At 24.9% G+C, this 13,685-nt stretch carries 14 protein-coding genes; 5 read left to right on the top strand and 9 right to left on the bottom strand.

The window, feature by feature from the left end; translation table 11 throughout:
• Positions 1–2 precede the first annotated feature (2 nt).
• The 4 genes from ACYUCG_RS02680 to ACYUCG_RS02665 all read right to left on the bottom strand — a co-directional run bounded on the left by ACYUCG_RS02680 (position 3) and on the right by ACYUCG_RS02665 (position 4,046).
• On the bottom strand, positions 3–686 hold the full coding sequence (locus ACYUCG_RS02680) for a response regulator transcription factor (RefSeq protein ID WP_460268032.1): 684 nt from the start codon (positions 684–686) through the stop codon (positions 3–5).
• Between the two features lie 279 nt (positions 687–965).
• Positions 966–1,376 (bottom strand): hypothetical protein, encoded by a 411-nt coding sequence (locus ACYUCG_RS02675; protein WP_460268031.1) that lies wholly within the window; start codon positions 1,374–1,376, stop codon positions 966–968.
• Positions 1,377–1,542: 166 nt separating this feature from the next.
• Positions 1,543–3,465: an FUSC family protein gene (locus ACYUCG_RS02670; protein WP_460268030.1), complete on the bottom strand. Its 1,923-nt coding sequence runs from the start codon at positions 3,463–3,465 to the stop codon at positions 1,543–1,545.
• 254 nt (positions 3,466–3,719) lie between these two features.
• Positions 3,720–4,046 (bottom strand): winged helix-turn-helix transcriptional regulator, encoded by a 327-nt coding sequence (locus ACYUCG_RS02665; protein WP_460268029.1) that lies wholly within the window; start codon positions 4,044–4,046, stop codon positions 3,720–3,722.
• 295 nt (positions 4,047–4,341) lie between these two features.
• Here ACYUCG_RS02665 and ACYUCG_RS02660 point away from each other — a divergent pair, with 295 nt between their 5' ends.
• Complete coding sequence (locus ACYUCG_RS02660) at positions 4,342–5,160, top strand: nitroreductase family protein (protein WP_460268027.1); 819 nt, start codon at positions 4,342–4,344, stop codon at positions 5,158–5,160.
• Between the two features lie 85 nt (positions 5,161–5,245).
• On the opposite strand, the gene ACYUCG_RS02655 is transcribed toward ACYUCG_RS02660, so the two are convergent.
• The 4 genes from ACYUCG_RS02655 to ACYUCG_RS02640 form a co-directional block, all read right to left on the bottom strand.
• On the bottom strand, positions 5,246–5,428 hold the full coding sequence (locus ACYUCG_RS02655) for a DUF4177 domain-containing protein (RefSeq protein ID WP_003451887.1): 183 nt from the start codon (positions 5,426–5,428) through the stop codon (positions 5,246–5,248).
• A 238-nt stretch (positions 5,429–5,666) separates the two neighbouring features.
• Positions 5,667–6,650, bottom strand: a complete 984-nt coding sequence (locus ACYUCG_RS02650) for a DUF4003 family protein (protein WP_283679734.1) — start codon at positions 6,648–6,650, stop codon at positions 5,667–5,669.
• 724 nt (positions 6,651–7,374) lie between these two features.
• Positions 7,375–7,950: a hypothetical protein gene (locus ACYUCG_RS02645; protein ID WP_460268026.1), complete on the bottom strand. Its 576-nt coding sequence runs from the start codon at positions 7,948–7,950 to the stop codon at positions 7,375–7,377.
• Positions 7,951–8,131: 181 nt separating this feature from the next.
• Positions 8,132–8,740, bottom strand: coding sequence for a DUF3267 domain-containing protein (locus tag ACYUCG_RS02640; protein WP_139933172.1), 609 nt, complete (start codon positions 8,738–8,740; stop codon positions 8,132–8,134).
• 585 nt (positions 8,741–9,325) lie between these two features.
• Between ACYUCG_RS02640 and ACYUCG_RS02635 the strand changes: the two genes are divergently transcribed.
• A complete protein-coding gene (locus ACYUCG_RS02635; RefSeq protein WP_139933171.1) occupies positions 9,326–9,817 on the top strand; it encodes a GNAT family N-acetyltransferase in 492 nt (163 codons plus the stop codon).
• 648 nt (positions 9,818–10,465) lie between these two features.
• Here ACYUCG_RS02635 and hcp read toward each other — a convergent pair.
• Positions 10,466–12,121, bottom strand: coding sequence for a hydroxylamine reductase (hcp, locus tag ACYUCG_RS02630; RefSeq protein WP_283704275.1), 1,656 nt, complete (start codon positions 12,119–12,121; stop codon positions 10,466–10,468).
• Positions 12,122–12,871: 750 nt separating this feature from the next.
• Here hcp and ACYUCG_RS02625 point away from each other — a divergent pair.
• From ACYUCG_RS02625 to ACYUCG_RS02615, 3 genes are read left to right on the top strand one after another with little or no spacing between them, the layout of a single operon-like run.
• Positions 12,872–13,138: a FeoC-like transcriptional regulator gene (locus ACYUCG_RS02625; RefSeq protein ID WP_003456159.1), complete on the top strand. Its 267-nt coding sequence runs from the start codon at positions 12,872–12,874 to the stop codon at positions 13,136–13,138.
• 49 nt (positions 13,139–13,187) lie between these two features.
• The gene (locus tag ACYUCG_RS02620; protein ID WP_003463636.1) at positions 13,188–13,406 is read left to right on the top strand and encodes a FeoA family protein; all 219 of its coding nucleotides are present in this window, start codon (positions 13,188–13,190) and stop codon (positions 13,404–13,406) included.
• Positions 13,407–13,436: 30 nt separating this feature from the next.
• On the top strand, positions 13,437–13,658 hold the full coding sequence (locus ACYUCG_RS02615; RefSeq protein WP_460268025.1) for a FeoA family protein: 222 nt from the start codon (positions 13,437–13,439) through the stop codon (positions 13,656–13,658).
• The last annotated feature ends 27 nt before the right edge of the window (positions 13,659–13,685 follow it).

Here is a 13,685-nt window from a genome sequence, read left to right as displayed (position 1 = left end):
TTCTAATCCTCTATACTCTCATCTATTAAATATCCCATTCCTCTTTTAGTAACTATATATTTATCATATCCAAAGGGACTTAATTGTTTTCTAAGTCTACTCATATAAACTTCTATAATTTCTGTAGATGCATCACTATTATATCCACATATATTATCAAAAAGTTGCTCTTTAAAAAGTACAACTCCCTTATTTATTACTAAATATTCTAATAGATTAAATAATTTCTCATTTAATTCTAATTCTTTATAATTTATAAAAACCTTCTTTGTCTTCATGTTTATTTCCATACTCTTAAACTGGAGTATGTTTGAATCTTTTATCTTTCCTAAGCTTTTAAGTATAACATTTACTCTTGCTTTTAATTCTTCCATAAAAAAAGGTTTGGTTAAATAGTCATTAGCTCCTAAATTAAAGGCTCTAAGCTTATCGCCAAGCTCTTCTTTGGCAGTTAATACTATAACTCCTGTATTTAGCCTCTTCTTTGAAATAAAATTTAATACCTCCATGCCTCCAGCTCCTGGCAGCATCAAATCTAATATGACTATATCAAAATAATATGTATTTAAATATTCTATGGCATCTAATCCATCATAAACGCATTCTATCTCCACATCATTTTTAAAATACTCAACTATATTTTCACTAATCTCTATATTATCTTCAACAAGTAATACTTTTATCATAATATTCTCCTTATTTTACATTTTTCAAATTTAATTTTTATGTAAATACATTAAATATTTTAGCATTCCAATTATTATACCACCACTTCCTTTACACAAGCTTAACGATTTTAAATTAATTAAATATCCTTTTAGTTTAATTTTCACCTTAAAATTTAAAATTAATAAAAAAAATGCATAACTGATAGTTACGCACTTTTTTATTCATATATTTTATATACTTATATTATCTTATCTCTAATTTAAAATATTACTTAAAACCAATATATTATTTAAATTTTAATCATCATATAAAACCTTTTCTAAAAGGTCCACTAAATATACTGCTCTCTTTTCTTTAGTAAATTCTATTATTCTTTCCTTTTGAGTAGAGTCTAAATTATAATGATTTTTCAAGTGAAGCAAATTTTTCTTAGCTGAACTATTATATAAATATTTTAAATCAATATTCTCTCTATTCATCTTTTTAATCATTAAATCACTATTTATTTCTTTTATTATTGACTCTATAACACACTCTAAAGAACAATATGGTTCATCTACTATGAAGTATCCTCCATCATTTACACTAAAGCCTTTTTCACAATTAAAACAAAAAGCGTCTGCACTTTGATTTTTTCCTTGAACTTGCTTTTTATTATTTAACTCATCATTACCTTCCTTACAATTACATCTTAAATTTAAATCCATCTCTACTCCTCCTTCAGTCTTACCTAAAGATAAAATTTAAGCAACTACTATTTATATATGCATATAAATGATTAAATATGTTAAATTAACCAAAAAGTTAATTTTATTTTTAAAATAAAGGATTTTTTAAGTTGAATATTAAAATTAGTCTTTTTTATTGATTATTTTAATTTATTATTGTTCTCTTTAATACATTTAAATTCTTTTCAAGATTATAAACTCTATCTACACACTTAATTAAACAATAATTCTTATAATTATCTTCATGCTCTATTAATTGAATGTTTTTACAATAACTTCCTATACACTGAGATTTATAAAAAAACTCTTCTTTAAAACTCATTAATTTTTCTTCAATCAAGTTTATGCCTTCACTTATATACTCATAATCTAAGGCTCCTTTATTTGAATTACTCAAAACAACAGCATAGTTTATAATTGAAGTTGTAAATTCACTATTTGAAAGCATAAACTTTTTAATATCTTTATTTTCTTTTTCATCACTAGGATTTGTATGCATTTGTATTCTCCCACTAATTAAATATGAAGAATAAATAATTCTTCTTAATTCCATTTCATCAAAATCTTTTTCTAGTGCTTCTCTTACTTTAGTAATCATAACCTTATCTAACTCAATTAACTTTTTCACCATATTTATAAGTTCAACATGATTTTTATTAGGCAAAATAAATTTATTAGCAAATAATACTACTATAGCAGCAATTCCTGTATATAATAATCTTAATATAACCGCTTCCCCATCACTCATAGATATGGTAGTTATAGCCAAAGCATAGCAAGTTACGTATATACTCATTGTTGCATAATCTTTAAAAGCATACATAAAAAATGTTGTAACTAAAATTATAACAAAATGCATCTCTTGTCCTTTAAAAACAGAAAATAGTAAGAATGCTACTATAACCCCTAAAATAGTTCCTCTAAATCTAGCATAAACCCTTGCTTTACTATCCTCATAAAAAGGAAGCGCTAAAATAAAGACTGTCATTGGTAACCAATATCCCTTTGGTAATGAAAATCTTCTAATTACGAAAAAAGCTAAAGTTACTATAAATGACATTCTTATGGCAAATCTAAATTTAAATTCATTAAGTTTAAGGTTATATTTACTATAAACTTGGAAATAATCCTTATTATTTTTAAAGTTTAAAAACTTTCTTAAGTTAAATCTATGATAATTCAAATGTTCTATAGATTCTGATAAATATCTTAAAACTAAACTTGTGTAAAAAGTGAGATTTTTATTGTGAAATCTAAATTCTTTTTCAAATTCCTCTAACCTTTCAGCACATAACTTATAATCATTAAAATTATTTTCAAGATATTTAAATAACTTATAAAATCTTTTAAATTCCTTTTTATTTTCCTCAATAATTTCCTTTGAACTTTTTAGGTCATGTATAAGATTATTTATATGTTGAAAGGCAATCATAATTTGATAATACTTTCTTCTTCCCCCTAAGTACACAAATCTGTTAAGCTCCCTACAAATATCAAAAAGCTCTATCTGTTCGCTTTTAACTTTATCTATATCATCATAATAAAGATTTTTAAATTGAGAATGAATATTTTCAAATCCACTTTTTATTAGTTCTTGAATTTTATTATCCTCTCCCTTAGGTGATACAATCATTAAAGCTAAATAAACTATTATGTATGATACAAAAATTCCTAAAAGCCTATTAGAAATTTGATCAAATTTTACTGGAAACATTTGAAGAAGAACGAAGGCCATTAAGTAAGGGAAATAACTATCTGGATTATACTCATCTGTAAGTAAATAAACCAATATTATTATTCCAAAAAAGTTTATTAATACCTCTAAAAGTCCTCCCATACTTGCAACAGATGCTAATACCCCTATGGCTAATTGTATAAACAAGGGCTTAAAAATATTATTTTCAATTATTAGATATGTCCTCATCCTTATAAATGTCAAAGTCATATAAGTTGCAATAATTATATTACTTAATCCAAAAAACTTTAAATTTACTACAAGTAAAACCATTGATAAAATAGTTGGTGGTAATGCCTTTTTTAAAGTTTTTCTTATACTATTTACTTCCAAGGCTTTCTCCTTCTTTCAAACTCTTATTTGCTTATTTTAAATATACTTCTATAAAAATTGTACCACATCTAGTTACAATTTGTTCATATTTTATCTCTTATTCAAATTATATTTCATAAGTAAATTTTAAGGAGTTAAAATTAAATAAAAAAATAAGAAGTTTTAATATTCCTACCTAATTTGGATATTAAAACTCCTCTTTTAAACTTTAATTTAAAACTGTATTTTAAGTAAATTTTGATTTTTTATATTTTTTATTCTAATGTCTTTTTGCCGAAATCCTCTAAAAGCCTTATTATAGGACATAGACTTTTCCCTAAGTCAGTTAAAGAATATTCAACATGGGGAGGTACCTCATTAAATTGAGTTCTTATAATAAGCTTGTTATCTATAAGATCCTTTAAAACTCTTGTTAGCATAAGACTAGATATTCCCTCAACGTTCTTCTGTAGTTGATTAAACCTTATACTTTCATAACTAGAAACTTCCCATAAGACTTTCAATCTCCATTTACCACTTAAAACCTTTAAAGCGTGTTCTATATGCTTTTCATTAATCTTCCTTTTATTATGTTTTTTCATATAACACCGGTCCTAAAATTTATTTTACTGCTTAATGATATCACATAATACTATTTCTTAATAGTCTATTTTACTTCTTCTTAAATAAAGCATTTATACAAATACCTTCCACTTTTTTAAAGTCTTATTTACTTTAAATCATTATAAATTATATAATATTAAAATCAATAAAATTAACTTCAATACTTAACTTTTTGTAAGTAACTAAATAAATATTGCGTACTTGTCTTAAAATTTCATAATTACTATAATTTTATTTGGATATATAATTATTAGATAGGTAGGTTGATTTATTATGATGAATGTGGATACTAGTAAATGTATAGGCTGTACCCTTTGTATGCAAGATTGTATAGTTAGTGACATAGAAATGTTAGATGGTAAGGCTCATATAAAAAATGAAAGCTGTATGGAATGTGGGCACTGTATTGCTATTTGTCCTAAGGAGGCTGTTTCAGATTCAGATTACGATATGAGTAAAATTCAAGAATATAACAAAGATAGTTTTGATATTGATTCAGATAGACTTTTAAATTTTATTAAGTTCAGAAGAAGTACAAGACTTTTCCAAAACAGAGATGTTGAAGATGAAAAACTTGAAAAAATAATAGAAGCAGGAAGATTTACTCAAACAGGTAGTAATCTTCAAAATGTTTCTTATGTTGTTGTAAAAGATAAAATTCAAGAACTTAGAAAAATAGTCCTAGAAACATTAAAATCTCTAGGAGAAAACTTATTAAATAAAGAAACTACTCCTGAAAATATAAAGAGATATTGTTATATGTGGATTAAAATGTATAATGATTTCTTAAAAGATCCAAATGGTGAAGATAAACTATTCTTTAAAGCTCCTGCACTTATAATTATTAAATCAGAATCTACTGTAAATGCTTCTCTTGCAGCATCTAATATGGAGCTTATGACTAATGCTTTAGGACTTGGAACATATTTTAGCGGATTCTTACAAAGAGCATCTGAAGTAAACCCTAAAATAAATGAATTCTTAGGCTTAAAAGAGAATGAATCTTTAGTAAACTGTATGGTTATTGGTTATCCTAAAGTTAAATATAAAAGAACTGTACCAAGAAAAGAAGCTAAAATAACTTGGATGTAGTTATACAAATAAAGGAATCTATATTAAAGTGTTTATTATAGATTCCTTTATCTTACTTATGCTATCAATAATTTTAATAATATAATTATTCTATTTCTATTTCAAAAACTAAATCAAAAGTTTTTATACTTCCATAGCTACTAAAACTAGTAGGTATTGCAGTGATAAATCTAAATCCTCTCTCAGCATATTCATCAATAATTTCTCTATGATTAGCACTATTAAAGAAACCTTCAGCTTGTGCTTCTACATATTCATATCTATACATATATTTTCCCCTTCCTAACTAAATTAAAACTCAAGTTATTCCACTAATTAATTATACCATTTATTGTTAAATATTTTATAGTTTTTGTTCTAAAGTTTATTTAAAAAGAAAAGGAGCGTGTATCAAAATAACTTCATATTTTAATATCGCCCTTCATCTCAAATACAAATTTCCATCCCATTTTTGTTAAAAATACTTTTTACTTTATAAATTAATTATATAATAAATTTTAAGCTAATTATTCTTTAACGGTTATATCAACTTCTTCAATAGTAGCACTACCAGATGAAGCAATTGCAAATATAGCCTCTAAGGATCTATCTGAAGATTTCTTTATAATCTTAAACTTAGAATCATCATTTAAATTATCTAAATATTCCTTAACTACTAAAATTAAAGCCATAATATTTCTAGCTTTTTCATCCACAGTAACTGATCTAAATCCTTCATTTTCCTTTAAAGTCTCTGAAACATCTAAAACATTTTTACTTAACTTATTATAATCATCAGTTACAAAGGCTGCTACTCCTAATATTGGAAGAGTAGATTTCTTAAACTCAACCTTATTTTCTTTTAAATTTGTTGCTAAATCTCTTACTTGTGCACATTTTCTATCAACAGGCATATTTATTATTGATAACAGATTGCTTAATAATTCTAAATCATTATTTTTTGAAAAGCCACACTCTGTTAAAAGATCATAACATTCATTAATTTCATCAAAGGTTTCTTTAAGATTTTCTGAAGTCATTGCAATCATTGCTGCTGAACAAAGATCTTCTCTCTTAGTCTCAAATCTATGATTTTTCTTCATATACTTGTACGCAGTTTTTGTATTCATTATCACCTCTTCAACATTAATGAAGTTTCTTGAAAAGAATATTTCTTCTGCTGCTAACATTAAATATCTACTTTGTGAAAATTCACTTTTAAGATTAATATAAATATTTTCTATTTCACTTAAAGCTTTATCCATATCCTCTTCTAAGGATATATTCACAGCTAAGTTCAATAAATTTCTTCTTCTATATTCTGAAAAGGCTGAAGTATTTTCTTTTATAATTTTTATTGCTTTTTCTATTCTATCTACGTTAGCAATTTCATTTCTTAATGTTAGGTTTAAGGCACTATATTTTCTATCAATATTTCTCTCAGAAGTGCCTTCAATATCATCTAAAATCTCTCCATTATTAATTAATAAATCTACCCTTTCGTTAATCATAATAATCATCCTTTCTTTTTCAAAAAAATAATTATAAATAAGTGCAAATTAACTACTGTAATACAACTAATATTTAGTATAAATTCATGTATAATATTACAAAAATTAACTTACATAATTTTATTAATAAAATTATACTCTTATTTTTAAAAAGTATTATTTAATAGCCTATTATACCTCTTAAAAAAACGCCATAAATTTTACATAATTATCAAAACCAAACATATTTAAATAACTTTCTTATAAATAAAAGTAGCTAATATCTAAATACTTATATATTTAACAAACTACTTCCATATATAACCTATTACTCTATATTTTGTTGTATAATGAAAGTATAAAAGGGGATTAAAGGGGTGTTGTTTTATGAGAAATTCTACTTATAAACAAAATAAAATTTTTATTTTAGCTTATGTTATATTTGGTTTGTTCATGGGTCTATTTTTTGACTTATTGTTATCAACTCATATATATGCATTAAGTATTTTAAGTATATTTGTAGGCTTTTTTATACTAGGAGTAATCTTTAAGATTATCCTTTCATGCCAAAATAAAAAACATATTTAGAAACTAAATATTAAAATCTTATATTAAATAATATAAGTTAAAAGAGATTTTATGATTTAACTCTAATCATAAAATCTCTTTTTTAAACCTTTAAAGCTTGTCTATTAAAAATAATCTAATATCTTAATAAAAGATTATTTAATCTTCTAATATTAACTTAAGATAATTTCATTTCTCCATCTACAAGAATAATTTGTGATTGTTGAACCCTATTAATTCTTTTTATGGATATTTTATTTCTTTCAAGTTCTTTTAATATAGGATATTGTCTTGCTAAAACATTAAATGCATCTATTTCATCTAATCCTAGTACCATAGCAGATTTAAAAGGAATTATTTTGCTATCATTAAAGTTTAAAACTATGTTAAATAACTCTTTAGGAGTTGAAATTATTCTTTTATGCTCTGAAAGTAATCTACTTACTCCTGAAAAATCATTGGCTTGTATAAGCTCATTTAACTTAATTTTTTGTTCATCTGAAAGAGTAACAACATAGTCTAACATATTTTCGCCTTGCTTAATTGGTGTAGGTATTGGATTTAAAAGTTCTCCTTGATCGTCTACTTCATTATTTTCTTCATCTTTTTTAGACTCTTCTAACTCTGCTTCTAAATCAACACCATATGCTACAGCATCATTTTTATCAAAAGTAACATTTTCTACATTACCTTCTTCATTTACAGCAACTTCTACAGCACTCTTTTCTTCTTCATTTTTATTAAAAAAATTCATCTTGAATTCCTCCTAATTCTAATTTTTATCCATTAAGTAAAATAAAACTTTAACTTATTATATCATTTTTTCTATTATTTTTTCTCTAAAACTAATAAAAAAGCAAGTAAAATTACTTGCTTTTTTATCTTAAAATTTTTCTTAATTATATATGCCTAAATTTATTTCATATATCTTTAATTTATTTCTCCTTAAAAAACCAATAAGAATTAAATCCAGAAATTTGAGTCATAGCACCTTTAGGAACTTGTTTTATGGTATTATAAATATTCATAAAATCTCCAACGCCCATAATTAAACTTATAAAACCAAATGTAAATAAAATTCCTGAGATAAAACTCATATAACTAGGTATAAAAATCCATATTATAAGGGGTAAAAACCCAAATACTATGTTTGGGAAAAGACTTAAAAATATGAATCTTTTCTTTGTTATGGCTGTAGTAGATGTAACTAAAGCTAATCTTTGCTTAATTGAATACCACATTTCAACCTCTGCATCTTTAGGGAAAAATATAGCATGTAAATATTCATGTGGCAATATACTAAATGGTATTAAAATAATTCCAAAAATATTTATTACATCGCTTACTCCAAAAAATCCATTTATTTTTATCCTAAGAAAAATAACTATAAGCAAAAATATTACAACTGGTATTAAAAATCTTCTAGTTTCTTTAGCTAATTCCTCAGCTGATTCTGGCTCTTCAAACCTTACAGCGTTTTTAGGCAATTCGCCTATTGGAAGATCTTCTACGCCGTTAAACTTCCCTTTCCAAATTAACTTCAAAAATTTAGTCACTAATGTAATAAAATCTTTAAATAATACTGTAATTTAATTAAATTTAACTACAACTTATCCTAGCATGTCTTAAAATACATTAAATATAAAGTATTCTAAATACTTACTTATAATATTAGTGACATTCACCTCCCCATTTATTTTTAAATTATAAATAAAGTTTAAATATAACTCCAATAACAAGTTATTCTATACTGCTCATGGATGACTTTTTAATGAAATTTTAGGCATATAAATATAAACCTTATATAGAAATACAAGGTTTATGAAATAACTTTCCCCTATTACCTTATTATACCATAAAACCTCCATTTTTTATCCTGGTAAATCACACCAATTAAAATTTATTAAAGTTAATTTATTCACTAATATCTAATTATAGAAAATCATATATATAAATATATAACAATTTAAAACTCATACTCATTAAGGGTTCTCATTATAAAATCTCCTTCTATTTAAGAGAACCCTACTTTTTTAACTTATTTTACTTAATATATCTAGATTTTATAATATGAAAGGAGGATTAATGCTAGGGTTTATATTTAAATATAAAACTTAACATATATAATTATGAGTATTAAAATTTATGAAATTGAAAGCTTTAAAGATTTAAATTCATTTTGGAATATGTTCTATGATTATATAAACTATATTTTTGAAATAAGTCCACTCTCTAAAGAAACCTCTGAATACTTTCTATCTGAAGAATATAAAAATTCTGTTTTAGAACTTTCTGAAAGAGATTTTAATCCACTAAAAATAATATTTTTTAAAGAAAAAGATAAAATATTAGGTTTTGCAACTTACATTATATATATTGATGAAAAGGGGAAATCTATAATATTAGAATATTGTATAAATAAAGAATTTAGAAATAAAGGCTTAGGCAAGATTGCATATAGTAAACTTCAAGAAAGAATGATAAAAGAAGGTGCTAAAACCATAGAGCTTACTCCTACTAATAAGAGAAATGAACTTTTTTGGAAAAACAATGGCTTTTCTGACACTATGATTTTTTGTCAAGATGGAAGACACTTATTAATGAAAAAACTAAACTCATAATAAGTAATTTATAAATTTTAAAATTATTTCCTCTAAATTGTATAGGAATCTAAAACTATGTCTATAATCCTTAATGAAGATATAAAAGTTATATATTATAAAGATTAAACCTAAATAGTTTATATTTTTATTAATAGACAATTTTCAAAATAGTGTTGATTTTATATAGACATGTAAAATAACACAACTAAAAATATAGTTAATTAAATGTGTAGCTATGTTAATGCTCTCCTCTAATTCTTTTTTGCTAATTAGCTACACATTTATTTTACAAGCTCAATTATGGATTTAATCCATTTTACATAATTACATAAAGTTTATGATAGAATAAACTCTTTAAATAATAAGAAACTAAAGAACTTTATATTTAAGTAATCTTATTTATCCAGTACCTAAGAATTGCTTAAAAGAAATTAACCAAAGTATAAACATAATAAACTAAAGACTCCTATAATAATATTACCCTAAAATCTCCTTTAAACTAATCTAAATCTTAATCAAAATAAAAAGCATAAACCTACAAGACTTAGGTCTTGCTTTTTAAAATCACTCTTAATAAGAGAAAGTTAATTCTTTCTCTTATTTTTTAATGTTATAATTTAAATAAAACTCATTTCTTCCTTTTTGATATGACTTCTTAATATTTTATTATAAATTTTGTCTTAAACAACTTTTAAGATCTTCATCTGGAGTACTTATTGGCTTAAGGTCAAAATTATCAACTAAATATTGAAGTACATTTGGTGATAAAAAAGCTGGTAATGATGGTCCTAAATATATTCCTCTTATCCCAAGAGCTAATAGTGCCAATAAATCAGCCACGGCTTTTTGTTCATACCATGAAAGTATTATGCTAAGAGGCAATGAATTTACATTGGTATCAAAAGCATCAGCTAAGCTTGTTGCTATTTTAACTGCTGAATACAAATCATTACATTGTCCTATGTCTAATAATCTTGGTAACCCTGCAACCTCTCCAAACTCTAATTTATTAAATCTATATTTTCCACAAGCCAAAGTTAAAATTATACAATCCTTAGGTACTAATTTTGCAAAGTCTGTATAATAATTTCTTCCAGGTCTTGCTCCATCACATCCTCCTATTACAAAGAAATGTTTTATATTTCCATCATTAACTGCAGAGACTATTTTTTCTGCATTACTTAAAGTCGCTTTGTGTCCAAAACCAACTAAAATTTCTTTACATTCTTCATCCTCATCATAACCACCAAGTTCAAGAGCCTTGTTTATAATCTCTGAAAAATCTTTATATCCATCTTCATCGGCTTTTATATGTTTTATTCCTTCCCAACCAACTACACTGGTACTATATATTCTATCCTTGTAGCTTTCCCTAGGTTGCATTAGACAATTTGTTGTCATTAAAATGCATCCTGGAATGTCATCAAACTCCTTCTGTTGGTTTTGCCATGCAGATCCAAAATTCCCAGCTAAATGATTATATTTTTTTAATCCATCATAACCATGAGCTGGTAACATCTCACCATGTGTATATATATTTATTCCTTTTCCTTCACTTTGCTCTAAAAGCATTTCTAAATCTCTTAAATCATGTCCTGATACTATTATAAAAGGTCCTTTTTTTAAAGTTACATTTACCTTATGAGGAGTCGGATTCTTATATTTACTTGTATTAGCATCATCTAATAACTTCATTACTGCAATAGCTATATTTCCAGTTTTCATAGTTAATTCTATTAAATCTTCTGAACTTAGTTTATCATTAGTAGTAGCTTCTAAGGCTTTAAAATAAAAATTATCTACTTCCTTATCTATAAAGTTAATAAACCTAGCTTGATGTCCATATGCTGCTATTCCCTTCAATCCATATAAAATTGTTGATCTTAAAGATCTTATATCTTGATCTAAGCTATAATCATACATTATTCCAGCTTTAATAGCATCTTTTAACATCTCATCTTTACTATCACTTAAATTATATATAGCATGCTCTGGATATTCTCCTTTTGGAGCAATCTTTCTAAGTTTTTCTTTTATTTTTTGAGATTTTTTCAGAAGATTGATATGAACTTCTGGATCAAAGTTTACATTGGTTAAGGTTGTAAATAGCCCATTTTCTACAAACTTTACCACCTCTTGATCAATATTTCCTCCTTTATCAAGGATTTCTTTTGCATAACATGATATTCCCTTCAATTGGTAAATTAATAAATCCTGAAGATTTGCTATTTCTGGAGTCTTACCACACACCCCTCTTTTAGTACACCCCTTTCCTCCAACTGTTTGCTCACATTGATAACAAAACATTAATGAATTTTCCAACTTAATTCCTCCTTTAAACTTTATTTATTATAATTAACATAAAATCAAATTGTTAGATTTAAAATTAAATCCTTCTATAAAGATTATTGCTTAATATAATTAAATCTATAAATTATAAATATTATTTCTTATTATGCGAAATAATGTTAAACTTAATTCAAAATTTTAAATATACTAGTATATTTAAAGTTATTCACCAAAACCTAGAAATTACATATAAATAATCATATAGGTTTATACATAAACACCTCCTTACTTTTGTACAGTATGGTTTTACCTAAAAACTTTTTTACTATCCACATCTCCTTTATTTAAATTCCATACAAATTTACTTAAATAGCAAATTCACTTTAATAAAAATTATGTATAAACTTATATTGATATTTTAGTAACCTCATTTTAAAACTTATTTTTAAATTAATTTATTTTACTAATTATGTGAGAATATATTTCTCACTTTTTTTATTTTCATTTCAAATAAAATCTATTTAAAAATTTCAAGCTAACAAATTACCAAGTTTCCCCTTTATTTGTTATCTAAGAACTTAATCCTCTACTTATTTTATTTCTTTAGAATAGAAATCGAAATTAATACCAGTATTTACTAGAAAATCTATTTCTAAAGGAGTTATTTTAATCTAATAGATATATTCTACGGCTAAACTCAATTGAAAATAATTATCAAATTCCTTATAATAGCAATTGAGATTAATTATCATTCGTTTCTTAGATATGTAAAGAGGTGATATAATGTTAAAAGCTATCTTAAAAATAATGAAAAATTCAAATGAATTCTCATCCTCTACTATTGCTAAAGAGCTTAATATAAGTGAAACAATGGTTGAGATTTACAAAGAACAACTAGAACAAAAGGGATATATAAAGAAAATCTCTTTATCTGGCTGCTCTCAAGACCAATGCTCATCATGTGGATGTGGTTGTGGGAGTTCTAAAAGTTTAAATTCTATTTCAGGCTGGGAAATAACTGAGAAAGGTTTACTGGTTTTACAAAAATAATTTTAATTAGATAAAATTAAGGTTTTTATAATTAGGAGGGATATGCAAAATGGATACTTTAGAAAAAAAACAAGTAGGTGAAAAACTTATTGTTAAAGGAATTCAAAAAGACAGTATTGTAAAAAGAAGATTATTAGATATGGGAATTACCCCTGGAGTTACTTTAGAAATCACAGGTAAGGCTCCTCTTGGTGATCCTATTGAAGTTATTGTAAGAGGATATAAGTTAACTCTAAGAAAAAACGAGGCTAAAAGCATTTTAGTTTAGTACTTAATATCTTAAAAGGAGGAACTTTTTATGATACCTATGTCTTTGACTAAAGAAGGCAGTTCTATTCAGATAGAAAGAATGCTTATTGATGATTCCCTAGGAAAAAGACTTATGGAAATAGGAATTTCAAAAGGAAATATTATAGATGTAATTAAAAATGATACTACAGGACTAATAATTAGTATAAGTGGATCACGTCTTGCTTTAGATAAAACTTTAGCAAATAAAATCTTTGTTAAAGAAATCTAAGCTATATATTTTATTTTTAATTGATAA

This window comes from Clostridium sp. CTA-17 (assembly GCF_054767895.1).
The sequence above is the reverse complement of the archived record's forward strand: the minus strand, read 5'-3'. Positions and strand labels throughout refer to the sequence as shown.